The organism is Porphyromonas somerae (assembly GCF_022845615.1).
Classification (GTDB): Bacteria; Bacteroidota; Bacteroidia; order Bacteroidales; family Porphyromonadaceae; genus Porphyromonas_A; species Porphyromonas_A somerae.
Window position 1 is genome coordinate 2,023,450 of sequence record NZ_AP025559.1, and the last position, 26,013, is coordinate 2,049,462.

23 protein-coding genes are annotated in these 26,013 nt (G+C 48.3%); 17 read left to right on the plus strand and 6 right to left on the minus strand.

The window, feature by feature from the left end:
- Window positions 1–105: 105 nt before the first annotated feature.
- Complete coding sequence (locus tag MWL85_RS08740; RefSeq protein ID WP_244400431.1) at window positions 106–762, minus strand: hypothetical protein; 657 nt, start codon at window positions 760–762, stop codon at window positions 106–108.
- Window positions 759–1,670, minus strand: a complete 912-nt coding sequence (locus MWL85_RS08745; protein WP_244400432.1) for a hypothetical protein — start codon at window positions 1,668–1,670, stop codon at window positions 759–761. Before MWL85_RS08745 ends, MWL85_RS08740 begins: the two co-directional genes overlap by 4 nt.
- Before the next feature lie 1,683 nt (window positions 1,671–3,353).
- Here MWL85_RS08745 and MWL85_RS08750 point away from each other — a divergent pair.
- From MWL85_RS08750 to rpmF, 14 genes are all read left to right on the plus strand, one after another.
- Window positions 3,354–4,244, plus strand: a complete 891-nt coding sequence (locus MWL85_RS08750) for a cell division protein FtsX (RefSeq protein WP_018028453.1) — start codon at window positions 3,354–3,356, stop codon at window positions 4,242–4,244.
- Window positions 4,245–4,253: 9 nt separating this feature from the next.
- A complete protein-coding gene (locus MWL85_RS08755; RefSeq protein ID WP_070706642.1) occupies window positions 4,254–4,529 on the plus strand; it encodes a DUF3098 domain-containing protein in 276 nt (91 codons plus the stop codon).
- Window positions 4,530–4,532: 3 nt separating this feature from the next.
- A complete protein-coding gene (locus MWL85_RS08760) occupies window positions 4,533–5,381 on the plus strand; it encodes an undecaprenyl-diphosphate phosphatase (RefSeq protein WP_070706640.1) in 849 nt (282 codons plus the stop codon).
- A 3-nt stretch (window positions 5,382–5,384) separates the two neighbouring features.
- Window positions 5,385–6,128, plus strand: coding sequence for a tRNA pseudouridine(55) synthase TruB (gene truB, locus MWL85_RS08765; protein ID WP_244400433.1), 744 nt, complete (start codon window positions 5,385–5,387; stop codon window positions 6,126–6,128).
- Between the two features lie 25 nt (window positions 6,129–6,153).
- Entirely contained in the window at window positions 6,154–7,209 is a 1,056-nt protein-coding gene (queA, locus tag MWL85_RS08770; protein WP_021903106.1) for a tRNA preQ1(34) S-adenosylmethionine ribosyltransferase-isomerase QueA, read from the plus strand.
- A gap of 10 nt (window positions 7,210–7,219) precedes the next feature.
- Window positions 7,220–7,693, plus strand: coding sequence for a 2-amino-4-hydroxy-6-hydroxymethyldihydropteridine diphosphokinase (gene folK / locus MWL85_RS08775; RefSeq protein WP_018028448.1), 474 nt, complete (start codon window positions 7,220–7,222; stop codon window positions 7,691–7,693).
- Complete coding sequence (gene ruvX, locus MWL85_RS08780; RefSeq protein ID WP_244400435.1) at window positions 7,678–8,115, plus strand: Holliday junction resolvase RuvX; 438 nt, start codon at window positions 7,678–7,680, stop codon at window positions 8,113–8,115. Before folK ends, ruvX begins: the two co-directional genes overlap by 16 nt.
- Window positions 8,115–8,669, plus strand: a complete 555-nt coding sequence (def, locus tag MWL85_RS08785) for a peptide deformylase (RefSeq protein ID WP_021903107.1) — start codon at window positions 8,115–8,117, stop codon at window positions 8,667–8,669. Before ruvX ends, def begins: the two co-directional genes overlap by 1 nt.
- A gap of 2 nt (window positions 8,670–8,671) precedes the next feature.
- Window positions 8,672–10,723: a tetratricopeptide repeat protein gene (locus tag MWL85_RS08790; protein WP_244400436.1), complete on the plus strand. Its 2,052-nt coding sequence runs from the start codon at window positions 8,672–8,674 to the stop codon at window positions 10,721–10,723.
- 39 nt (window positions 10,724–10,762) lie between these two features.
- A complete protein-coding gene (locus tag MWL85_RS08795; protein WP_244400437.1) occupies window positions 10,763–12,232 on the plus strand; it encodes a CCA tRNA nucleotidyltransferase in 1,470 nt (489 codons plus the stop codon).
- Between the two features lie 3 nt (window positions 12,233–12,235).
- Window positions 12,236–14,755: a YfhO family protein gene (locus tag MWL85_RS08800; protein WP_244400438.1), complete on the plus strand. Its 2,520-nt coding sequence runs from the start codon at window positions 12,236–12,238 to the stop codon at window positions 14,753–14,755.
- Window positions 14,712–15,467 (plus strand): biotin--[acetyl-CoA-carboxylase] ligase, encoded by a 756-nt coding sequence (locus tag MWL85_RS08805; RefSeq protein WP_244400439.1) that lies wholly within the window; start codon window positions 14,712–14,714, stop codon window positions 15,465–15,467. Before MWL85_RS08800 ends, MWL85_RS08805 begins: the two co-directional genes overlap by 44 nt.
- 372 nt (window positions 15,468–15,839) lie before the next feature.
- Entirely contained in the window at window positions 15,840–16,370 is a 531-nt protein-coding gene (locus MWL85_RS08810; RefSeq protein WP_018028441.1) for a YceD family protein, read from the plus strand.
- A 17-nt stretch (window positions 16,371–16,387) separates the two neighbouring features.
- Window positions 16,388–16,567: a 50S ribosomal protein L32 gene (gene rpmF / locus MWL85_RS08815; protein ID WP_021903113.1), complete on the plus strand. Its 180-nt coding sequence runs from the start codon at window positions 16,388–16,390 to the stop codon at window positions 16,565–16,567.
- Window positions 16,568–17,013: 446 nt separating this feature from the next.
- On the opposite strand, the gene MWL85_RS08820 is transcribed toward rpmF, so the two are convergent.
- Together MWL85_RS08820 and MWL85_RS08825 are read right to left on the minus strand one after the other, a co-directional pair.
- A complete protein-coding gene (locus MWL85_RS08820) occupies window positions 17,014–17,484 on the minus strand; it encodes a beta-1,6-N-acetylglucosaminyltransferase (protein WP_244400440.1) in 471 nt (156 codons plus the stop codon).
- Entirely contained in the window at window positions 17,481–18,473 is a 993-nt protein-coding gene (locus MWL85_RS08825) for a glycosyltransferase (protein ID WP_244400441.1), read from the minus strand. Before MWL85_RS08825 ends, MWL85_RS08820 begins: the two co-directional genes overlap by 4 nt.
- Before the next feature lie 260 nt (window positions 18,474–18,733).
- Here MWL85_RS08825 and trpS point away from each other — a divergent pair, with 260 nt between their 5' ends.
- The 3 genes from trpS (at window position 18,734) to MWL85_RS08840 (ending at window position 22,494) form a co-directional block, all read left to right on the plus strand.
- Window positions 18,734–19,726 (plus strand): tryptophan--tRNA ligase, encoded by a 993-nt coding sequence (trpS, locus tag MWL85_RS08830; RefSeq protein WP_021902771.1) that lies wholly within the window; start codon window positions 18,734–18,736, stop codon window positions 19,724–19,726.
- A 30-nt stretch (window positions 19,727–19,756) separates the two neighbouring features.
- Window positions 19,757–20,236, plus strand: coding sequence for a DUF3127 domain-containing protein (locus MWL85_RS08835; protein WP_021902772.1), 480 nt, complete (start codon window positions 19,757–19,759; stop codon window positions 20,234–20,236).
- A gap of 299 nt (window positions 20,237–20,535) precedes the next feature.
- Entirely contained in the window at window positions 20,536–22,494 is a 1,959-nt protein-coding gene (locus MWL85_RS08840) for a DUF7017 domain-containing protein (protein WP_244400442.1), read from the plus strand.
- A gap of 214 nt (window positions 22,495–22,708) precedes the next feature.
- On the opposite strand, the gene MWL85_RS08845 is transcribed toward MWL85_RS08840, so the two are convergent.
- Together MWL85_RS08845 and lpdA are read right to left on the minus strand one after the other, a co-directional pair.
- Window positions 22,709–24,130, minus strand: coding sequence for a C69 family dipeptidase (locus tag MWL85_RS08845; protein WP_244400443.1), 1,422 nt, complete (start codon window positions 24,128–24,130; stop codon window positions 22,709–22,711).
- 76 nt (window positions 24,131–24,206) lie between these two features.
- Entirely contained in the window at window positions 24,207–25,565 is a 1,359-nt protein-coding gene (lpdA, locus tag MWL85_RS08850; RefSeq protein WP_244400444.1) for a dihydrolipoyl dehydrogenase, read from the minus strand.
- Window positions 25,566–26,013 lie beyond the last annotated feature (448 nt).

The following is a 26,013-nucleotide window of genomic DNA, read 5'->3' on the forward strand; positions in this document are numbered from 1 at the left end:
CTGCAAGAGTCATAAAAAAGTTGCTGAAGCTCTCTCTCAGCATCTAGCCTCAGAGCTCTTCAGCAATACAAATTCAATAAAAATTAGCTCGCTTCTAATTAGCACCTAACGCGTCATTAATACGATCCCAATCGTAGGCATAAATACGGTATTACCTTCCTTCACACCAATGGTAGAGTAATATGAATTGGAATCAATCAGCTGGCTATCACCACTCCACTTTCCTAGCAATAGGGTATTTATAGAGCACTTCAGACCAAGAGACAAACTCTTGCTTACATTCACCGAGGCTGAAACGCCCAAAGATAAGCCAAGTCCATTAGCTCCGATATTGAGTGTAGACTCCTTTTCTTTAATCTTATGATTATTGCGAACATAACCAATAGAGGCCGATAAGCGAGCAAGCCATACCTCCTTAGGTATAGAATAAGCGTACCCTAACCCTACAAAATGTAGATTTTGCCAATCAGCACCATCCAGTACTTTACCAAGAGAAGTCAGACTACTGCCTCCCCAATAATCAATACCTAGTGAATGATTGTCGTTAATCTTATACATAAGATCAGCACCGACAACATACATAGGCGTTTGATATTTATCAACCAAACCTAAGCCAAAGGGGGAAAGATTACCCAATGGATATCCTCTCTGAATACTTACCTCTGTCTCAATGGATAAGTTGTTCTTACTCTCTGTTTGGCCAAATATCGGTAGAAATACAAAAGAAAAAGAGAGTAGAGCTAAAAAGAATCTATTAATCATAGCATATTTGACCATAATAATCTACTATTTGTTGCAACAGACGTGAAATTCATTATCATACATTTGACTCTATCAGATGTGTTAGATCTAAGGACTATTTCATTGTAGCCCTGTGCATAATTGCTGATTTCATCAATATTGTCCATCTGAGATACTACAATGCAATAGTCAGCTAAAATCTGGGCTTCCTCTCTGCTGATAGAGGCTGATTGCGAGATAGTATTGATAAAATCAGACTTGCTTATTAATTCATCGTCTACTATTTTTTTTGCTACATCTTGACCAAGTTGAAATTGAGATAAAATGTTCTCTTTATCCTGATGGCTAGGATCGTAATTGATTTTTTTGAGCTCAGGAGTTTTTTCGATATCGGTAAAGATGTTGAAAAGAGCCTGCTTTACCTCAGAGTCGGAATAATTTAAGATGTTAGGGTTTGTGTTGAATAGGTTGTAAATAATTGCATTGTGAAGGTATCCAATATCGTTTGCTTCATCTAATTTTTCTATTTCTTTAGCAGAAAAACCAGAGCTGTCAATCGAGAAAGTATACATATAAGGTGATTCGTCATGAGAAACATTTTGCAAGCCAATAACTGCACCTACTGAAGCGGATACACCAACGACAATAGAACCAGCAGCACCACCTGGAGATCCCACTATAGCACCCACAGCGTCACTCGCAATGACTCGGCCAATCTTCCTAATCCACCCCCAAAAGCCTCTTAGTGACGAATCATATGCAATTGTAGATGGAGAAGTGATAAAGAGTGAGTTGTAATTCTGAAGGCTTTCAGACAACTCAGCTAGATTACTCATCTCAGAGTTTGGTTGAACCTCGTTCTGCTCCATTTGAGAGTTACAAGAGGCCAGCAGCATTAAGGCTGCGATCAATAAAAGAATCTTTTTCATAGGTAATTTTTTTAGTTAAAAATAATCTTGTTTCATACAAGTAGCTAAAACTATATAATTTCTTACATATAAGGTAGAGAATGTGATGATTTTTGTTTTTTTTAACTAATGGTGACATTGTTCTATATATTCTGTTTTTTTTGTTTATCTTCATCTCTACTAGCTATTATCTGTGTTGTGTAATTCCCACAGGGTATTTATCTATTCCATCAGCTTCGGAAAGTTTCTTGATATTGGTATGGAACAGTCCTCTCTCAATTACAGCATCATTTCCCGTTATCCCAATGCGATTGTAGAGGTAGACTCGCCCGATAATAAGGTGTCCGATAGAGATCCAAGAAAACCCCGAAGGGGTTTCATGGCCTATTAACCGAAGCTTCCCCCTGAAGACGAGCTTCAGTGAGTCTGAAGGAGAAGCATGGGTAGGGAGGTCACCGCCACCCCGCTACCCCGAAGGGGTTGCATATACTCCAGTACAAATGCGCTTCGCTCGCAGCACCCGCTAGGGTGCTCTGATTGATCTGCCCGACTTGTCCGATATAGCTGCCCTCTCCGATATCTATATCGGTCCGAGATCAGGGTGTCTCAGCACCCCTTAAAGGCTGTTATCCGAAGGGCGGATTTTTACCCTACGGTGGGGCAAAAGTTTAGTTGCAACTAAATTGACGCAAATATATGGTGTTGAATATCAACCTGTTAGAAATCGCCTTTTTTTGGTGATCTGAACGTGCTATTATCAGGCACACACTATATATATAGGGGTATTCATCTTCGTAGAGTCTCTTGTGTGTATGGGTCACAATTAGAAGGGTCTTACCGAGTTACATCTATCGGAAAGTCTATAGATAAGGACCTCCGCCAGGAGGTCCGACGGATCCTAGCCCCCGAGTCGGAGGGGGCTAGGCCCCCTCCGACTCGGGGGATCAACGGTCATCCCCCCTATCCCACGACCCCTTGCGGGTCGGACAACCGCATCAGATTAATCCTAGAATGTGTTGTCCGACCCACAAGGGGTCGAATGGTAGGGGTGGTTCGGGTTTTGGTCCCCTAGTCATCGGCTCTACGAGCCTCGATTAGGGGCTATGATCCGTCAGACCTCCCACGAGGGGGAGGTCATTCATGGTAAGACCTTCTAATGCGTAACACCTGGAGTAGCCCACAATTGACTTTGCAGGTGCCAATTCTTTTAGTAACTTTGCTGGAGAAAGATAGCCTTTGAAAGATAGGTCAGGTCCAGTACGATAGGAGTGCTGACTGACCCGCCTTTCAAGGGCTTTTCTTTGGGCAGCAAGGAGCGGGGAAACATAGGCTCAAGCGGGCTGTCAGGAGGTAATAAATCCGCCCTTTTGTAACCCATTGAAATACAGAACAGTAAAAACGCCTCAGCCGAGTTGCAACTAAGCAATCGGTTAGTTGCAACTAAGCAAATGACGAGTTGCAACTAACCGATTGCTTAGTTGCAACTCCACTTTTGCTCTACTACCTAGAGGAAATTATGGGCTATTTATTTAGGAGGAAGGTACCTCGAGAGGAGCACCTTTATCAGACAAGTCGGACAGGTCAGACGAGTCGGACCTTCTGTCTTGAACATCACGGTCGTGATTTTATTGTGCAGTCGTGATTATTTAGTAGATTTGCATATTATGGTGTGGAGGCTATAAATGTAAGGTAGATAGATATTTTATGAGTAGAGATAAAAGGGGTGGTCTTGGCAGGGTTGGTAGCTTTTGGCATTCGCGAGTGATCAGCATCATCAGTATCTCAATGGTGCTCTTTTTGCTTGGTCTGGTGGTACTCCTTGGTTTGGTAGGCAGTGGCTTGAGTAGCTATGTGCGGGAGCAGGTAACGTTTAACGTAGTTCTAACGCCCGATGCCGACCCCGACGAGGTGGCACAGATGCAGCGGGACCTGAGGAAAGAGCCCTTTGTGCGAGAGGTGGTACTGCACTCAAAGGAGGAGGCGTTGGAGGAACTCACGAAGGAGCTGGGAGAGAACCCAGAGCAGTTCCTCGGTTGGAACCCCCTTTCACCCACCTTTGAGATCACGCTTGGTGAGGCTTATGTAGCTTCGGCGGATAGTCTACAATTGGTAGAGCGCCGACTGGAGCAGTATCGACTGACGCAATCACTGGGGTATCGGCAGGACTTGGTGGATAAGCTGAATGATAATATCCGTGGGCTGACGCTGGTGATGGCGCTACTTTCGGGGTTACTGCTACTCATCTCTATGGTGCTGATCAATAACACCATTCGGCTCTTGATCTACTCACGGAGGTTTTTGATCTACACGATGAAGCTGGTGGGTGCCACCTCACGCTTTATCCGCCGCCCCTTTGTCTGGTACAATATCTGGAGTGGTGTGATGGCGGCCATCGTAGCTGGTGGCTTCCTCACTTGGGGCTGGTATTATGTCCGAAATCATTATCCTCTCCTAAGGTCAGTACTGACCGTGGAGAGTGGGCTCATAGTGTTGGCAGTGGTGCTGGTGCTAGGCGTAGTAATCAGTTGGCTTTCAGCTACTGCAGCGGTAAGTAGGTACCTAAGAATGGATGTAAACAAGCTCTACAGAGCATAGTGAATAGATATGGAAGGCAGGGAAGATAAAAGGATCAAAGGATACGGCTTTGGGAAGGTGAACCTCTACATAGCTCTGGCATCAGTGGCGGTGCTGGTGGTGGGGTATCTACTTTTGGCCGGAGGTAAGTCGGAGGACGGAGTGAGCTTTAACGCGGAGGTATTCAATAGCACCCGCATTGGGGTGGCTCCTGTGGTGCTGACGCTAGGGTATGTAGGGCTACTGGTGGCTCTGCTGTGGCGTGGCAAGGGAGCGAAGAAATCTTCAGGAGAGGAAGAGAAGTAAGCTATGACGATAATAGAAGCGATTATACTGGCAATAGTAGAGGGGCTCACGGAGTTCCTGCCGGTCTCCAGCACGGGACATCTGGTGATAGCTCAAGCCCTGATGGGGATGGAGCCGACCCCCTATGTGAAGGCGTTTACGGTGATGATCCAATTTGGGGCAATCCTCTCGGTGGTGGTGCTCTACTTCAAACGTTTCTTTCGTTTTGACCTTCCCCAGGATATGTGGCATGAGGAGCGAAAGTGGCGGCGGGGGCTGAGCCGTTTTCGTTTTTACTTCCTACTGGTAGTGGGAGTGGTGCCTGCTGCGATACTGGGTCTGCTCTTTAATGACTGGGTGGATGAGGCGCTGGGCAAGGTGTGGATCATCGCTCTTAATCTACTGATTGGAGGTGTGGTGATGCTCTTTATTGACCGCCTAATTCGCAACAATCACAAGGAGGAGGTGACGTATGGCAAGGCTTTTGCCATTGGGCTTTTCCAGACCATTGCGATGTTTTGCCCCGGTATGTCGCGGAGTATGTCTACGATCGTGGGCGGTATGTCGGTAGGGCTGAAGCGCGAGGTGGCGGCAGAGTTTAGCTTTTTCCTCGCTGTACCTACGATGCTCGGAGCCTTTGTACTGGAGGTGATCAAGTTTTGGAAAAGCGATACGCTCTATATCCTTCAGGAGCATTGGGTCACGCTACTCATCGGGAATGTAGTCTCCTTTATAGTGGCGATGGTGGCGATACAGACTTTTATCAAGTACCTCAAGCGACACGGTTTTGCTGCCTTTGGAGTTTATCGTATCTTGGTAGGCGGAGTGATACTTGTATTAATGGGTATGGGGGTGGAGCTAGCCCTAGTTTAGTGAATGATGCAAAAGAGCCAAAGAGATCATAAGTCGCACGAAGTGCCTCAGAATATTTTTTCGGATGGTACCTTTGTGGTGGTGGATAAGCCACTCAAGTGGACCAGCTTTGATGTGGTGAATAAATTTAGGTGGCTACTTTGTAAAAAGCTCGGAGTGAAGCGGCTCAAGGTGGGGCATGCGGGGACGCTCGACCCACTTGCTACGGGGGTGGTAGTGCTCTGCACTGGCCGATACACGAAACGGATAGAGGAGGTACAGAAGTTGCCGAAAGAGTATACGGCGACGCTGAAGCTGGGGGCAACGACGCCTTCCTTTGACCTTGAGAGTGAAGAGGATGCCACATTCTCCACGGAGCATATCACGAGGGAAAAGGTGGAGGAGGTGCTGAAGCAATACGAGGGGGTGATACCGCAGGTGCCACCAATATTCTCGGCAGTAAAGGTGGCGGGTAGCCGTGCCTATGAATTGGCCCGAAAGGGAGAGGGGGTGGAGCTACAGGCGAAGGAGGTGCGGATTGACCGTATTGAGCTACTGGTGTACAGCTTACCCTACATTCGCATCAGGGTGGTGTGTGGCAAGGGAACCTATATCAGGGCTTTGGCAAGGGATATCGGGAGGTCGCTAGAGTGTGGTGCTTATCTGACCGCCCTTCGCCGTGAATCGGTGGGGGAGTTTAGAGCATCGGAGGGAATTGGGGTGGAGCAGTTTGAGGAGTATATTGAGGAACGTATGACTATTGACTAAGAAGGAAAAGGAGGAATATATGAATATGGCGGAGTATAAACTATCGAACTTTAATTTTAAGCTTCCTAAGGAGCAGATAGCACAATACCCTGAAAAACACAGGGATGAGAGCCGTCTCTTGGTACTCCATAAGGATACGGGGGAAATAGAGCATAAGCAATTTAAGGAGATCCTAGAGTACTTTGGAAAGGATGACCTATTTGTGCTGAATAATACTCGGGTATTCCCTGCTAAATTGGTGGGAAATAAGGAGAAGACGAATGCGATGATCGATGTGTTTCTCCTCCGTGAGCTGAATGAACCGATGCTGTGGGATGTGTTGGTGGACCCGGCTCGTAAGATACGTATCGGTAATAAGCTCTTTTTCGGTGAGAATGACGAGCTGGTAGCTGAGGTGGTGGATAATACCACGTCGAGGGGGCGAATATTGAAGTTTGCCTACGACGGCACCTACGATGAGTTTAAGGAGGCTCTTTTCTCGCTAGGAGAGACGCCCCTACCCGACTACATCCACCGACCTGTAGAGCCTGAGGATGAGGATCGTTATCAGACAATCTATGCTACGGAGGAGGGGGCGGTAGTGGTACCAGCAGCTGGTCTTCACTTCAGTAGGGAGCTGATAAAGCGTTTTGAGCTAAAGGATATACGATTTACGTCGCTAACACTGCACACTAGCCGGGTGATGTATGATGAGATTGATGTGGATGACCTCTCGAAGTACAAGATGGGGTCGGAGCGGATGATTATTAATCAGGAGACTTGCGACACGATCAACAAGGCGGTAGAGCAAAAGAAGCGTATCGTGGCTGTGGGGACTTCGGTGGCAAAGGCACTTGAGACGGCGGTGAGTATGGATGGATTTGTGAAGCCGTACGATGGCTGGTCGAGCAAGTTTATTTTCCCTGAATACCACTATGGGCTACAGAATGCGATGGTGACAAACTTCCATATGCCTTACTCGTGGTTGCTGATGTTGGTGGCTGCCTTTGGAGGTTATGACAAGGTGATGAAGGCCTACAAGACAGCGGTGAAGGAGGGGTATCGCTTCGGGCAATATGGCGATGCCATGCTGATTCTGTAAGGATAAGAGAATGGGTGTGAAGCAGACGGTTTTTATTGCCCTTGGCTCGAATATCGGAGATCGAGGTGCCTCGCTAAAGCAAGCTATCCAGCAGCTCTCTATGAGGGGTGTGGAGGTGGTGGCGGAGTCGCAGGTGCTGGAGACGGAGCCGGAGGGCTTTGAGTCGGAGCATCTATTCCTCAATCAAGTGGTGGAGGGGGTGACCGCTTTTTCACCAAGCCAACTGCTAGAGGTGACGCAAGAGATAGAGCGGGAGCTAGGACGGAGCGAGAAGAGCCACTCGGGCATCTACAAGGATCGGAGTATTGACCTCGACCTTATCCTCTATGGTGATGAAGTAGTGGAGCAGGAGGGGCTCACAATCCCGCACCCTAGGTTTAGGGAGCGTCTGTTTGTACTCAAGCCACTGGCGGAGATAGCACCCAACGTGGTGGACCCGGTGACGGGAAAGACAATACAGCAGCTGCTATGGGACGCCTTGTAGCACTCGATATTGGGCGAAAGCGAACGGGAGTAGCCGCTACCGACTTGCTTCAGATAGTGCCGAATGGGCTTGGTTTTCAGCCCACTCACGAGGTGGCTCAATGGCTCAAGGAGTATGCTGAAAAGGAGCCTATCGACCTGATTGTAGTGGGGGAGCCAAAGCAGGCCGACGGCACTGACTCGGAGAGCGTGAAGTATATTGAGCCGGTGGTGAACCGTCTGCGTAAACTTTTGCCAACAGTGGAAGTCATACGGTTTGACGAGCGATTTACTACGGTATTGGCTCAAAGGGCGATGATAGATGCGGGGCTGGGCAAGATGAAGCGCCGTGAAAAGGGAATTGCCGATGAGGTGAGTGCGGTAATCATCTTACAAGGATTTATGGAGAGTAGAATATATCAAGAGAAGTACAAGAAGAAGTAATGGAACTACCTATATATGTCTATGGCACAGAGGTGCTACGAGAGAAGACGAGGGAGGTGACGGAGGAGGAGTTTCCGTCGCTAGGGAAGCTAATCGAGAATATGTTTGAGACAATGTACGCCTCGGATGGGGTGGGATTGGCAGCCCCTCAGGTGGGGAAGGCGATCCGTCTCTTTGTGGTCGATGCGGATCCTCTGGGGGACGACTTCCCCGATAGCAAGGGCTTTAAAAAGGTATTTATCAATCCTACAATCACGGCGTATAGTGAGGAGAGCTGTACGATGCAGGAGGGGTGCCTCAGTCTACCAGGGCTGAACGAAAATGTAGATCGCCCCAAGCAGATTACAATTAAGTACCTAGATGAGCAGATGGTGCCTCACGAGGAGAGTTACTCGGGATTTAATGCTCGGGTGATACAGCATGAGTACGACCATCTGGAGCAGACGCTCTTTACCGACAGGGTCAATCCAATGCGGAAGGCGATGATTAAGCGGAAGCTACAGAAGATGAGTCGTGGGCAAGTAAGGGCTCACTACAAGGTGATTACGAAGTAGATATGTTGAAAGGTTTTGGGAGAGTGGTGCTGATCGTGATGGGGCTCCTAGGTGGGAGTACCCTAGCTCTGCAGGCACAGATAGATACCCAACGGGTGATCTCTGTGGGGCAGAACGCGATCTATTTCAAGGACTATGTACTGGCGATACAATACTTCAATTCGGCCATACAGAGTGCACCATATCTCGCCGAACCTTACTATTATCGCGGGCTTTCTAAGTATTCACTAGATGATTACCTAGGAGCGGAAGCGGATAGCAGTGCCGCCATTGAGCGAAATCCCTTTCTAGTTGGCTCGTACTACCTTAGGGCCATCAGTCGGCACACGCTCGGCAAGGATTCCCTTGCGTTGGAAGATTACAAGGTGGTGCTACAGGATAATCCCGACCACAAAGGGGCTCTCCACAACTCTGCTTTGCTTCGGATGGCGCTGAAGGATAGCATCGGCACAAGGGCGACTTTGGATCACCTCCATCGCTATTATCCTGATTATGCAGAAGGGTATATGATAGATGGTGGCTTTCAGCTTGAGAGAGGGGATACAGTGGCTGCAATCGATCTATTTGAGAAGGCTCTTGCTATCTCACCCACCCTCTCGGGGGCTTACCTCTCGATGGCAGGTATCTCGTACGACAGAGGGAACTATAGCGAAGCGGAGGGGTACATTAATCGGGCGATGGAGTATATGCCAGATAGGGCAGAGCTCTATCTCAATCGAGGGATTGTGAGGTATCAGCAGTACAATATCAAAGGGGCAATGGCGGACTATTCTGTTGCCATTGAACTGGATCCGACTAATACGCTGGCACTCTACAATAGGGCACTTCTGCGGAGCCAAGTGGGAGAAATCAATGCGGCACAGGAGGACTTTAACAAGGTGGTGCAGCGGGAGCCGAATAACTACTTTGCTCTCTTCAACCGTGCTATTATCTCAAACCAAATCGGCGACTACCAAGTAGCAGAGGCCGATTTGGATAGAATCATTGAGCGCTACCCTACCTTCTTACCAGCTCTTGTAGAGCGTGCAGATGCCCGAACGGGACAAGGAAAGTCGCAGGCGGCTCGGGAGGACCTTTACCTTGCCTCGAAGATGACCTACGACAAAGGTACCCTCCAAAAGGCCACGTCACAACAAGCAAAGCAAGCTGCACTGGCAGAGGAAACGGAGCGGGTACGTAGCGAGAAGGATGATAATATCCAAAAGTTTAGGTCGCTCGTCTATGCTAGCCAGCAAAAGGCATACGACGAGCTTTACACGGAGGAGCAGGGTATCCGTGGTCGTATACAGGATAGAGAGGTGCTGATAGAGCCAGAACCACTCTTTACGCTCTCCTACTATGTGGCGGTGGATAAGCAACTGAAGACCAATACCAATACGGCCTACTCCTCGGCCATTGGGCTACCTACAGAGGAGTATGGTGTGCTGGTGGTGGAGCATCTACCGCAGTTATCGCAAGCGGAGTTGCAGAAGCACATCAATGCAGTGGATAGTTTTGACCTCAGCATCCCCCACTCTGCCGAAGCAATGATGCATCTGGCTCTCGACCAACTTACCATTAAGGATCACGATGCTGTGGTACAGACGATGGGGCAGATTATTGAGGCGATTCCAGAAGACCCAGCGCCCTATTTCCAAAGAGCCACCTCGCGAATCCTTGCTTACGAGGCAGAGAGTGCTAAGGACGGAGAAAGGAATAGCCAAAATAGGCTCGGTATCAGTATGAATAGTACTCTCTCAAAGGAGTACCTCAAGAAGAAAGCCATTTCGGAGGAGGCACTTACCGACCTAAAAGTGGTGCTTGAGCTAATCCCTAATTATGTGCCAGCCCTATTCAACATTGCCTATATCAAGGCCTCCATGGGCAATTATAGCGAGGCGATTGAGTACTACAACCAGGTGCTTAAGCTAGAGCCAACACTAGGCTCCGCCTACTTTAATAGAGGGCTCTGCCACTATGCTATCGGGGAGAAGCAACTGGGGGATAATGACCTTAGCCAGGCTGGAGCTTTGGGCTACTTCAAGGCTTACTCCATCATCAAGCGGATGAAGTAGGCGAGTGCCCTTTGAATTGAAAAGTGAAGAGTTATCAAGATGAGTAAAGAACCATCCATCATATATCAACAACTTACCGAGAAACTTGGTGAGCAACTCCTCTCTACCATCGCAGCGGCGGCGGATGAGGTGGGGCAAGAGGTGCGACTAGTGGGAGGAGCCGTACGCGACCTTATCCTCAAAGGAGAGCTCAAGCAAGACCTCGACTTCGTAACCCTCGGCAGTGGCATCCGCCTCGCCAAAGAGCTTTCTCAGCGTCTTGGCAAGGGTGCCAAACTATCGGTATTCAAGTCGTTCGGCACCGCACAAATCCACTGGCATGGCCTGGACTTAGAGTTTGTAGGTGCCCGAAAAGAGAGTTACCGCCAAGATAGTCGCAAGCCGATTGTGGAGGAGGCAACTTTTGAGGAGGACGAAGCAAGACGCGACTTCACTATCAACGCCCTCTCCATCACACTCAATGGTGAGAAGCGTGGCACTCTGCATGATCCTTTTGGCGGAATTGCCGACCTACAGAATAGCGTGATCCGCACACCGCTAGACCCCGACCAAACCTTTTCGGACGACCCACTCCGTATGATGCGAGCAGTACGTTTTGCAAGTCAGCTCAACTTTCAGGTGTGTGACGAAGCCTTTAGCTCCATCCGCCGAAATGCGAAGCGGCTCAAGCCGCCAGTGGTCTCCATAGAGCGTGTAACGACGGAATTTATGAAGATCATTGACTCTCCCAAGCCCTCAATAGGGCTAGGACTGATGCAGCGGACAGGGTTGATGGATCAATATCTCCCCGAAGTTTCGGCACTCAAAGGAGCCGAGACCAAGGAGGGCATCGGGCATAAAAACAACTTCGTCCACACCATCATAGTGGTGGATAACGTAGCAAAGGTGAGTGACAATAGTTACCTACGCCTTGCCGCCCTCTTTCACGATATTGGGAAGCCTGTCACCAAGCGATTTGAGTCGGGCATCGGGTGGAGCTTTCACAACCACGACTATGTTGGTCAGAAGATGTTGCCTAGACTCTTTCGTCGCATCAAGCTTCCACTAGGAGAGCGCTTAGAGTACATCCGAAAGCTCGTTCGCCTGCATATGCGGCCTGCTCAGCTTGCCGATGAAGGGGTGACCGACTCGGCTATTCGTCGCCTTCTCTTTGAAGCGGGAGATGATATCGACGACTTGATGACCCTCTGTGAATGCGACCTGACCAGTAAAAACCCTGCGAAGGTGCAGAAGTATCTACAGAACTTCGCCCTGGTGCGAGAGAAGTTGGTAGAGATAGAGGAGAAGGATCGGATTCGCAACTTCCAACCACCCGTCAGTGGCAATGATATCATGCATATCTACCAGCTCACCCCACGGAGAGAGCTGGGCTTAATCAAAGAACAGATCAAAGACGCCATCCTTGACGGGATCATCCCCAATGAGAGAGAGGCGGCACTAGAATATATGTACAAGCTCGTGGAGGAGCAGTTCCCAGAGTTCAAAGTAGTCAATAGATTAGAGGCATAAGATATGAAGAAGAGTGGAATATCCCAGTTAAAGTTCAAACCGTGGGGCTATATAATAGGTGTGGTACTGCTATTTTTAGTCATCTCACTTGCCTACTTCACCCCCGCCGCCTTTGAGGGCAGAGTACTCTTTCAGGCCGATGGTGCCGCCGCCTCAGGTACTGGACGTGATGTGGTGGAGTACAAAGCGGAGACTGGCGAACGCTCTTACTGGACCGGTAGCCTCTTCGGGGGCATGCCTACCTACCAAATCTCCCCCTCCTACCCCTCGGCAGAGGGGATCAAGGTAGCACAAAACCTCTACCGCCTTCGCCTTCCATTCCTCAACTTCCTACCTGGGGATAGCTACCTGATATTCATGCTACTCATAGGCTTCTATATCTTCATGCGAAGCTGGGGATTGAAGCGGCTACTCTCTATTGGCGGGGCCATTATGTGGGCTTTCTCAAGCTACTTCCTGATTCTGATTGATGCTGGACACATCTGGAAACTCCTAGCCCTCACCTATATACCACCCACAATCGCCGGACTGGTACTGGTATTTCATCGGCGAAAGTATCTCCTCGGCTTCTTCGTCACTGGGCTCTTCACTGCCCTGCAGATCTACTCCAATCATATCCAGATGAGCTACTACTTCGCCTTCGTAATGGTAGCAATGGTGGTGGCGTGGGGCATCGAGGCGGCACACAAAAAAGAGTGGTTGCACTTCGCAAAGGCAACTGGTACCGTACTCGCTGCGGGATTAGTGGGCATTGCAATCAATGGCACCAGCCTCTACCACACCTATCAGTATAGCCAAGAGACGATGCGAGGTGGACGAGAGATTACGGTGCTAGACCAGGCGACTGATAAGCAGGCCACCACTACGGGTCTTGACCACGCCTATATCACACAGTGGAGCTACGGCATTGATGAGATGCTTACCTTCTTAATCCCCGATGCCAAGGGAGGTGCCTCGGGATATATCGGTATTGAGGAGGCACAAAATAGGGGTGTTAGCGACCCACAACTCGTCGGAATCGTGGCGCAGCAGAATAGATATTGGGGCGACCAGCCCTTTACCGCTGGGCCAGTCTACGTCGGAGCCATTGTGCTACTACTCGCCATCTTCGGGATGATCGTAACCAAGGGTCCGATGAAATGGGGCTTGGTAGTGGTCACCATACTTACCATTATGCTCTCGTGGGGGCACAATCTGATGTGGCTGAGCGAATTATTCATCAATCACTTCCCCCTCTACGATAAGTTCCGCACCCCCTCCTCCATACTAGTGGTGGCAGAATTTACCCTACCCCTCTTCGCCATTTGGGCTTTATATCTGCTCACAACCCAGCCACAGCTACTCAAAGAGCACAAAAAGGCCGCTATCATTTCGGTAGCCCTCACCCTTGGAATCGCCCTCCTGATGTGGGTAGCTCCAAGTCTATCAGGAGGCTTTCTTAGCCGTGCTGAAGCAGAGACCTTTAGCACCCTTACGGCAGAAAACCAAGAGGTGGCACTTGTGCGGAGTGCCCTTGAGCAGGTGCGCGAAGGCATCTTCAAGGCCGATGCACTGCGTACCATCATAGTGCTACTATTCGGCATTGTTATCCTTTACTTTTATCAAAAGGAGAAACTCAATAAGGAGTGGATGCTCTCGCTTCTATTCCTACTCATCTTAGTAGACCTTTGGAGTGTAGACAAGCGGTACCTCAATGATGAGAAGTATCTACCACAGCGGAGCGTACAGGCAAAGGTATCCCATACCACGGAGGCCGATAAGATAATCCTTGCCGATACCACTCAATTCAGAGTACTCAATCTTGCGGTGAATACCTTTAACGACGCCACCACCTCCTACAATCACCGCTCAGTAGGTGGCTACCATGCGGCGAAACTACAGAGGTATCAAGACCTGATTGAGGGGTACCTAGTGCACCAAGACCTCAATATCCTTCGGGCACTCAATACGAAGTACTACATTATCCCTGATAGCCTTGGCCGAGAAGTGGCCATTGCTGACCCCGACACCTACGGAGATGCTTGGTTTGTCTCCAAGGCTCAAAAGGTGGATACCCCCGATGATGAATTTACCACCATCGGCAAGGTATCACTGCAGGAGGTAGCTGTGGTAGGAAGCGACTTTGCAAAGCATCTGCCCACCACCATTACCCCAGATAGCACCGCACAGATAAAGCTTACAAGCTATAGCCCCAATAAAGTTACCTACCAAAGTAGCAACGCACAAGAGGGGCTCGCCGTTTTCAGCGAAATCTACTATCCACACGGTTGGCACGCCACTATCGATGGAGCACCAGCAGAGATCTTAAGGGCCGACTACCTACTCCGTGCCTTAGTGGTTCCTGCGGGTCAGCATCAGATTGAGTTTGTCTTTGATCCCAAAACGCTGCACACCACCGAGTTGGTCGCTAATATTGGCAACCTGCTTCTACTATTGGCAGGCATCGGCACCGTTATCTACTACATCCGACAGAGAAAGCATGGAAAGTCTGATACACCTAACGCAGATAGGATCAACGAATAACTACCTCCGCGAGCTGCTCATAAAGGATCCCGAGCTACCAGCCTACACCATAGTAGATACCCACACCCAAACTTCAGGGCGAGGGCAGCGAGGCAATAGCTGGGAGAGTGAGCCAGGACAAAACATCTCTTGCTCTATCTTACTACGTCCGGAGCTACCACATGGGGTCACCACCTTTGACCTCAATAGAGTCACCTCGTTAGCGCTTTTCACGCTCCTCTCGCGCTATATTCAGCCCGCCGAGATAGCCATTAAGTGGCCCAATGACCTCCTAATAGGCCGGCGTAAGATCGCAGGTATTCTTACGGAAAACGAATGGTTGGGCGACCGACTCAACTACACTATTGTGGGGATTGGGCTCAATGTGAAGCAGGCTCAATTTGGTGATTACCACCCAGTGGCCACCTCTTTGGCACTTGAAGGCGTTACCTTTCCTGAAAACTACGAAGCGTGGCACCACTCAATGGTCCGAGAGATAGCTCAACTGCTCCAGCAAGAGATGGAGAGACTTGCGGACGATGTAGAGGCACTCCGAAAACAGTACCACCAACACCTATATAGCTACCAGCAGGAACAAGAATACCAGCTCCCATCTGGCGAGCGGTTCCTCGGCACGATCCAACAGGTACTCCCCAATGGGCTGCTAGAGATAGAGTCAGCCACGAGAGGCAAAGAGCACTTTGCCTTCAAAGAGATCAGCACCATATTATAATTATAGTAGCTTGGAAGCACGTTCATAAATCGGGCAGATTGAACAGGTACAGCTAAGCAAAAACCGAGATGCAAGTAAGCAATTGACGAGATGCAACTAAGCAATCGGCGAGTTGCAACTAAGCAATCGCTGAGATGCAACTAAGTTTTTGCTTTCATAGCATGCTAAATATCAATGGGTTACAAAGGCACATTAGACCGTCCTATATTCAGCTATATTTTTCATTTTATTGCGTAGATAAAGGCATTTGCATTCGATGGCATCCTTAAAATTAGTAACCCAACGAGGTAATAGTTGGTACTTGCCACATATTTTTGTAACTTTGCCACGTTTTATATAGGTATATCCTATATTGCATGGAGAAGAGATAAGATGGATAAGTATAATCACTTGACACTTGACTTCACGCACCCTCCAAAGCAGACTGAGAGCTACAGCTTCCACCTAGGGGACGACTTCTTTGATGAGGTCGAGGCGACAGAGCTTTTAGGGGGTGACGTAGACCTCGTGCTCACAGTAGCTCCACTCACCGCCAACCGCTTCAAACTGACCTTTGGCTACAGTGGGATAGTTTCTGTGGAGTGCGATCGTTGCCTAGCCCCAATGGAGCTAGATGTAGAGGCCGAAGAGTATGTGGAGGTGATACTTGGCTCTGCTCTTGATGACGAAAACGACGAGGAAATCACTCTCGATGCTCAGGATCCAGTCTATGACTTTTCGTGGATAGCATACGAGCTCCTGGCACTAAGCTTGCCATCCATAAGAGTACATGAGGATATCAGTGAGTGCGACCCTGAAGTGGTGAGCCACCTAGAGATGGAACCACCCACAGAAAACAACCCACACGACCCAATGTGGGCAGAGCTGAAGGAGAAAATAAATAAGAATAAAAATAATAATTAAATAGAGATTATATCAATATGGCACATCCTAAACGACGTCAATCAAAGTCCAAGACCCGTAAGCGTAGAACCCATGATGTAGCTACTGCACCTACTCTAGCTAAGTGCCCAAACTGTGGTGCTTATCACGTATACCATACTGTATGTCCAGAGTGCGGCTACTATAGAGGTCAGATCGCTATTGAGGTAGAGGCATAAAACCCTCTCTCCTTGGAGAATAATAAATGGAGCTATAGCCCTTTCGGCTGTAGCTCCATTTATTATTGGCATTCACTTATTGAGAATATTGCACGGTGTCTATTCCTAGCCCAAGGTGTCCGACCTCTCACAAGGGGAGGTCGTAGGGGTGGGTAGGAGATTACCGCATTCCCCTGGTCGTTCGGGCTAGCCCTCCGACCAGGGGCTAGGATCCTTCCGACCGCAAGCGGTCGATTTACCTCTCTAGAGTAGATGATGTATCTTGTAATTAGAGACTGTTGCACGAAGGCGATCTGCTGCGTTGCTTTCGGAATTCGGCTTCGGTCACGTACGTGAGTACGCTCCCTTCAGCCTTATCCTCAGCGTCTTGCATCTCATCCTTCGTTCAAAGTCTCAGCACATTTGCGTCAAATGTGCGGAAATGGCACTTCGTGCAACATTCTCAATTATGACCTAGTGGCTTTCATCAGGAAGGATGAGAGCCCCTTCCCCTTGAAGTGATCATCAAAAAGGTGGTAGCGATGCACCTTTCTCATCACCTCCTTTGAGTAATCATACTGGCTGTAGCCGATAAACTCCTGGCCTTGGTGTGCAGAGAAGAAAGCATGGATCTCATCTTGAGACTTGAGGGGAAGATCGGCTCCCGATATTAAGTGATAGTACTGATAACTATCTCTACTGGTAGCAGCCCTTAAAAGGGCAAACTCTGCCTCAAGCATTCGCACAGAGCCCCATCGCACATCTATCCGCTCATCAATTAGGTAGAGCCGACATTTATGAACCGTTAGCGAAGGAAGCTCCTTCACCTTTTTATCCACATGGACATAAAGGTCGTTCCGCTCATCATCAAGGGCAGAGACGAGACACTGTAGCAGCTCAAAATCCCCATGAGCCAATATCAAGTAGGCGTGTTTCACTTCGACAAAAGTTTACTTTTAATAAATCTCTTAGCCCTATACAACTTGCGTGAAAGCGGAAAAAAGCTACTAATCAACTTATATTTCAAGCCATTTCGAAGCTTTACATCGTACCTATTTACAGTGTCCATTATCTCCTTAAGTCCTTCTTCAACTTCAAATTGCTCAACTTTTGAAAGAGGCTCTTTTAATGCAAAAGCACGAAAGTACTGAAGGATATAATTACTAATGCAGTCAGTTACCGCTTGTGGGGTATCACCTTTCCATTCCTCAAGGAGTATTATTGCATTTCTGTAAAATGAATGTACCGCTTGGAAGTTAAATCCCCCATAACTTTGAGAGGTAGCCCCTTCCTCTCTTATATAATAGACATAAAAGGCTTTGTCAATATTCAGTAGTAAGTTTGAATGCCTATAATACCTCAAATTAAACACCTCATCCTCATGAATCACAATTCCCTCCGGAAATTGAATGCAATATTTAGTAACAATCGACCTTTTATACACATTCATCCAGACCATCATTTCACCTAGCTTCACCTTCCCTTTGAGAAGTGCATCACAATAGATTGGTGTGAGCTTAGCTACTCCAAGATCACCAGCAAACTCACGACCAGAGCCACTAAATGTCTTTTGATAAGTATAGTGATAGAGATCGGCAGATTGTTGATCTATAATTTTTACTATTTCTTCGCAGAAATAGGGAACAAAATAATCGTCTGGATCACAGAAGGTGACGAAGTCGCCTGTGGCTAGTGACAAGCCTTTATTCCGGGCAGCTGAAACACCTTGATTCTCTTGCTCTATATACCGCATAAAGGGGTACTTATCGGCATACTCTTTAGCAATGGTACCAGAATTATCAGGGGTCCCATCATTGACCAAAATCACCTCATAAGGCAATAGACTCTGCTCCACAAGGGCGTCAAGACATCGCCTAAGGTAGCGCTCAACATTATAAATCGGTATAATAATAGATAGGGTAGGCATAAATCACAAGTTGGATGGTTAATCACTTGACAAACTTATACATAAATTCTGAGATGGCCCTCTCAAACCATAAAAAGAGAGCTTCACTTTGGCTCGCATCGTTATTCGGGCAAAAAAAGCGCAGACCAAATCGGCTAAATAAATATTATTTGGGTACCTTTGCTCTGCTACTAAAGGCAAAGGCCATCACAAAGGATTTAAAATAAGATTTAAGAGCGTGGCCGGCAGGTAGCAATAATATTCAGAGACAAGATTAATATATGGAGACGGTATTAAGTGGAATTCGCCCCACTGGCAATTTACACCTAGGTAATTATTTCGGGGCTATGAAGAGCTTCCTTAAGATGCAAGATGAGTACAACTGCTATTTCTTTATCGCAGATTGGCACTCACTGACTACGCACCCACACCCCGATAATATCCTCAATAATACGCATACCATCCTAGCCGAGTACCTCGCTTGTGGGCTAGACCCCAATAAAGCTACGATATACGTGCAAAGCGACGTAAAGGAGGTGCTGGAGCTGTATATGTACCTCAATATGAATGCTTACCTCGGTGAGCTAGAGCGTACCACCACCTTCAAGGACAAGGCCCGTAAGCAGCCCAACAATGTCAATGCAGGGCTACTAACCTACCCTACCCTCATGGCGTCGGATATTCTGATGCACAGAGCACACAAGGTGCCCGTAGGTAAGGATCAGGAGCAAAACATGGAGATGGCACGGAAGTTTGCCCGTCGCTTTAACCATATCTACGAGGTAGACCTATTCCCCGAGCCGGAGTCCTTTAGCTTTGGCAAGGAGGCACTCAAGATACCTGGCCTAGATGGCTCTGGTAAAATGGGTAAGAGCGAAGGCAATGCTATTTATCTGATGGACGACGAAAAGACCATCAAGCAGAAGGTGATGAAAGCGGTGACCGACTCTGGCCCTACAGAGCCCAATTCACCTAAGCCAGAGCCAATTGCCAATCTATTTACCTTCCTGAGCATCGTTTCTACACCCGATACTTACCAGCACTTTGATGAGGCTTACAATAAGTGCGAGATACGCTACGGCGACCTCAAGAAGCAATTGGCAGAGGATATCAATGCCTGCTGTGCACCCATCCGCGAGAAGATCATCGAGTATCGAAAAGATACCGACCTCCTTGAGAGAGTGGCCAAAGAGGGAGCTGAGAAGGCTAGGGAGAATGCCCGCCAAACAGTAGAGATGGCAAGAGAGATCATAGGATTTCCTAAGATGAGATAACACAAAAATAGATAAAGAGAGAACGAGAAAATGAACGGAATGACAGACAATCTGAATACCCTTAGCGGTAAGGTAATCAAGATACTTCCTCTTGTGTCAGGAGATAGCAAGCACAAGCCTGGAGAGAAGTGGTACAGACAGGAATTCGTAATCGAGACCTATGCTCAGTATCCTAGGCAAGTGTGTTTCCAAATATGGGGCAAGGATAGGATAGACGCTGCCAATCTCCAAATGGGTGAGGACGTGACCGTCACCTACGAGCTATCGAGCCGTGAGTACCAAGAGCGTTGGTATACTAGTGCCGATGCCCGCAACATCATGAAGGGGATGCCACAGCAGCAGGGCTACGGAATGCCTCAGCAACCTGGTTACGGGATGCCTCAGCCAGGATATGGCATGCCACAGCAACCTCAACAGCCACAGCAACCACAGCAAGGTGCTACACAAATGCCAGGCACCAATGCCCCATTTGGGCCACAACAAGGGGGTGGCGACGACCTGCCATTCTAAATAAAAGTCAGAAAAGTGACAGTAGCTACTAGTCTTTCTCCCACGAGAAAGCTAGTTGCTACTGACCTATTTACCACCAAGCTACGGGGGAGAACAAGCTTTGGGAAAAGCTAAAGTTATATACAAAGAGAGATAAAAGGAGATACCTCCAGGGCATTCATAGCCGAGCGACACCAACCAATACTAATAGTACAACACAAAAAATAGTCGACTCAAAACCACTGGAGCCTGTGATATCCTACTAAGAGAGCAGACAAAAGAAATCACAAAGAGAGAGAGAAAGAAAGGAAGAGATTGTTATGGGATTTAAAGAGGTGATGGCACTACGCCAAGAAGGAAACCTAACAGAAGCACTAACACTAGCCCAAAAAGACTACCAAGAGAATCAAGACCAATGGTCTGCTTCGGCACTATTTTGGGTATTGAAAGACCTAGCTACACAACAGATTAATGAGGAAAAGAGAGAGGAAGCCCAAAGACTGCTAGAGCAGATGGAGCAGATCGTGGGAAATATGGGAGCCACCGCTAATGTGGCACAAGAGTCCCTCTCAGCTCTCCGCATGGAGTTCATTCCTCATTATAGCGAACTTGCTAGCCTAGCAGAGGAAGCCAAAAAGACAAAGAATAGAGTCCGAGTAAAAGAGATATTCAATACCACTCTCGAATGGCTCGAGGAAAGTAATGCGACCCCCGATGAAGCACTTCATCCCGCCTATGCTGAGATAATCTACTGCTTCCTTTCAAGGTACTACCAGCATATACCATTCGAAGAGTTTGCGGGGGCCTACAACCACTACCTAGCACTACATAATGAGCGCCCCTCAGAGCTACACTCTAGGATGCTAAAAATAGCCGTGGAGGCGAAAAGAGCATTTGGGCATCACCTAAACTTTGTAGAGCTTTTGAGCAAATGGGGATATGCCAACCTTCGCCATGAGGACTGGCAGAGAGGCAAAGCAGGCTATGGCGATGTTGAGCGTGCACTAGGCGAGGAGGTGCTCTTCACAGCCACCACTGAGCTAACTGTCGAAGAGTCCAAAAAGGTACCGGAACCACTCCTACAGCTACTCAGCGATGCAATCAGCTACTTCCCTGAGGATAGCTTAGCACAGCTTTCCAAGGCACGCATCATGGCACTACAAGGTGCAGAGCAGGAGGCTCTACTTCGTTACGAACTCTTGTTACAGGACAATGAAGAGCCTATGGCATGGGCAGAATATGCCTACCTCACCGAAGATCCCGAGATACGCCTCGGGGCACTTTGCATGGCACTTAGGGAGGAAAAGGACGACTACCGCGAGTACATTACCAAGGCTAGGATCGAGCTAGCAAAGCTATTGATACAGAAGGAAATGTACGCAGAGGCACTCAGAGAGATCTCCTTTGTGGCACAGATCTGCTTGGAGAAAGCACGCACACTGCCCGAAGAGCACCCTGCCCTCATGGCAAAGATCCCTAGCGATACCGTGCAAAGCAAAGACAATAAAGACCTCTACTATACCTTATCTCGCCCGGCATTAGCACACATCTTTAGAGAGTTACCAGAGGTGCCAATGATGGTCTACGATGCGATGGCGATGAGGCTTAAAGATCAGTCCAACCAAGTAGTGCCTATGCTCAAATTAATCACCCCAGAGGGCAAGACAGCACTTGTCACCCCCAAGGAGTCAGGCATACTCCCTGGAGACAATAGGGGCAACATCTATATGGTCAAGCTACTAGAGCGCCACCGCAAGCATACCAAGGTAGTACAGCTCACCCTCTCCGAAGAGAGTGATCCCAAAGAGTTATTCCCCACTCAGGTAGGGATGATCAATGGCTATAGCGAAGCACTACACGCCTACCACGTGATGGATAGCAATAGCCGTCACCACTACCTTCCTGGCCAACCCAATGAATATACACAGGGAGAGTTTATTCGCTTTGTTCTTCTTATCGAGAAACAAATACGCAAGGGCAATAATACCCCACAAGCACGCGAATTTATCTACCATATTGAAAGGGTAAATCCTACCGAAGCCATCCTTACATTCAATCCTCTTAAGGCAGTGGTAGAGGATATCCGAGGGGATCAATACCTACTCCATACAGAGCAAGGCACCCCCAGCTTCGTCAATCTATCAGTGGCTCCAGTAGAGCTATCAGTTGGAGATAACGTGATCGTACGTGGCTTCCAACAGCGGCATAAAGATCGCTTTACAGGACAAGCAAAGTACAGCTTTGTGACGCTATCTATTGAGCCCTACTTCGAAGTGTAGTAGGCTCCCGATAATATAATATGAGAGGGTGCGTGTGATAACCATTCACACGCACCCTCTTTTTGGAGAATGTTGCACGAAGGCGATCTGCTGCGTTACTTTCGGCATTCGGCCTAGGTCACGTACGTGAGTACGCTCCCTTCGGCCTCATCCTCAGCGCCTTGCATCTCATTCTTCGTGCAACATTCTCTTCTGTATTACAGCTAACCTATGATCAAGCACCGTGGAATTCGTACGTCTCCATAGTGTGCTTTGCGATCAAGGTAAATAGGTGCTCTGTCAGCTCATCGGTCACCTCCAACACCTTATTCAGCATACGGTCCGAAAACTCTTGTAGCAAGTCCTTAGCGGCTAGCGGACGCTCCTCATAAATAGCAAGATACTCCTTAATCATCTCCTGCTCACGCTGTGCGATCTCCTCCTCTAGCTTCCGATAGGTCTCCTTGATGATTGGTGCATAACGATTATAATCCACCATACCGAGTGTCTGTACATGGCGAAGTCGCCAGTAAGCCGACTGATTATCCGAAACACCACCCCCTATTCTCCACGCTTCTGGATAGGAAGAGATGCCCTCATAGAGAGGTACAAAGATACCGAGTGCTGCCATTCCCTCACACATATAGTCCACCTGTGCAATCTCCTTTGGGAGGTTAGGCTTCCGCTGCAAAATATGCGTTTGAGTGGTGCGGAATATTGAGATAGGTCTCCACTTCTCCTTAGGATTACTGTGGAGATAAGGGTCGTGCTCCGTATCATTGTAGTGCGTGCGGAATGCCGCCTTGATATCCTCGAGGGTCAACTTCTTATCCGAACCCAAGAAGACAGGGAAGTCATTTTTAGTCACATCCTGCTCCTTGCTAGGTGTAAAGAGCTTCTGGAGATACCATACACGTGGATAGCTGTAGGTGGTATCCAGCTTCTCATCCCTAGCATAAGCGGTATGGAAGTCGAACTCACCCTCAAAGAGCTGATGCTCACGAGCGAAGTCAATCAAATCACTAGAGGCGAGATAATTCTTCTTATCCTTTGGGTCGTAGTCCCTAAACCGGCTCTGGTTGCCAGAGACAAAGTACTTATCCTCGGGGATACGAGTTGCTAGCCAACGGTGCCCAGAGGCGGTCTCGAGGTACCACATCTCATGCTCATCGATAAAGCTAATTCCGAAGCCCTCAGCAATTCCGTACTCCTCAATCAAAGCGCCTAGTCGCTCCACTCCCTCACGTGCAGTGGTGATATAGGGCAGGACGATATTGAAGACACAATTCTCTCCCAGTCCGCTCTCCACAAGAGGGTCACAAGCGAGTGCCTTTTCAGAGCTAAAGATACTCTCCGTGGCACTCATCCCCACACCGGCACGATTAAATCCTGCGCTACCCCACTCTCCATGAAGGTGGTAAGGCGAAAGGGCAGAGTAACCAATGCGATGCTTAGGGAGCGGGCACCTAAATGGCGTCTCCTTTGCCACAAACTCCTCAGGTCCGTTATCGGTCGTCTCAAAGATTTCCAAATTCTTAGCCACCATTGCATCCCAATCCTCAGAGCGGGCAGCAATCATAGAGCCATCCTCCATCAATTGACTACCCACGATAATCGTAGTGCACTCCGAAGGATACTTCTTCATTTCTTCTTTCATACTTCAATCCTATTTTAAATTTACTTTCTTACTATTGAAAAAAGGGGCGTATCTAGCTGATACGCCCCTTTGTCTTTTATTCGAAGAGTACTTCATGCACGATTTCCGACACAGTTGGGTGTGGGAATACATGCCGTTTCAGTCCTTCGACCGTTAGATTTTCAGTCATCGCCATACCGATGGTCACGATGAACTCAGAGGCTGGGTTACCGATCATGTGCCCGCCAAGGATACGCCCATCGTTGGCATCAACGAGCAGCTTAAAGAGACCATTGCCCCCCTCATTCTCCACTACAAATCGGCCAGCAAAGCTAGCAGGTAGGCCCAGCACCTTGTACTCAACGCCCTTCTTCTGTAGCTCCTCCTCAGTGGCTCCTACCCCTGCAATCTCAGGGTGCGTATAGACTACACCAGGGATCACATCATACCGCATTGGGTCGCCCTCGCCACTAAGAATATGCTTCACAGCCACTTCCCCTTCACGGATAGCGGTGTGTGCCAGCATAGAGTGTCCATTCACATCACCAATCGCATAGATGCGAGGGTTGGAGGTACGGAGATACTCATCCACAATGATATTGCGCTCCACCTTAACATTCAGGGCATCTAGTCCTAGGTCCTTCAGCACCGCTCTACGGCCAGCACTCACCAAGATACGTTCGCCCTCTAGCTCTTGCTGTGTGCCATCGGGTAGCTCTACGGTCAACCCCTTAGCAGAAGCTGCCACCACCTTGGTATTGAGGTAAAACTTCACGCCACGCTTTTCGTACTCAGCCTGAAGATGGCTAGATATCTCGCCATCCATAGGGCCTAGTATCTTTGGCATCATCTCCACCACTGTGACTGGTACTCCAAAGCTATTGAATACGCTGACAAATTCCATCCCAATCACACCTCCGCCCACAATCAGGATGCTCTCAGGTAGCTCCTTGGTATCAAGTGCTTCACGACTGGTCCAATACTCCACCTCACTCAGACCAGAGATAGGAGGTACAAACGCTTCAGAGCCAGTAGCCAAGATCACCTTGTCAGCCACATAGCTTTCGTCATTGGCACGGATCAGCACCCCATCGCCATTCTCACCAACGAGAGTAGCAGTCGCCTCGACCGTCTCCACGCCAGCATTCTTGAGCTTCTGAGCCACACCAGCCACCAGCTTACGGACAATCTTAGACTTCCTCGACACCACCTTCTTGTAATCGGCAGTGATCTCTCCTTCTATATTGATGCCATACTTCTTTGCTTCCTTGATGCTATCCAGCATATTGGCACTATAGAGCAGTGCTTTGGTAGGGATACACCCTTCGTTGAGGCAAACGCCCCCCACCTTGTTTTTCTCAAAGAGTACCGTCTTAAGTCCAGCTTTTGCTGCGATAGCTGCTGCATTGTAGCCCCCTGGGCCACCCCCTAGCACAGCCAAGTCATATTTTTTCATACTATATATATTGTATTAGTGATTAGATATTCTGTTTCCTCCACAAGATACACATTATTCCCCAAACTCCATCAAAAAAAACAAGTTGATGCAAAGTGCTAGCCGATTGGTATAGCAATTTGAGACGTTTACTCCGCAGTCATTAATCCAATCCTCCCACTTGTGGAAAGTTGAACAAACTAATCTAGCGTGACCAATTCTTAGACCACAAAAAATAGGTTAGGAGAGAGAGCAAAAAAACGCTTTTATAATGAGCTGATAACCAGTGTCCTACAAAAGCAAAATCTTAGTTGCAACTAAGCGATCGGTTAGTTGCAACTCGGCAATTGCTTAGTTGCAACAAAGCAAACGGTTAGTTGCAACTAAACTTTTGCTCTACTAACCCATAGGTTTAGATGAGGCAAAATAGGGGGCAAAAATCCATCCTCCTTTATTCTCGCCACAATTT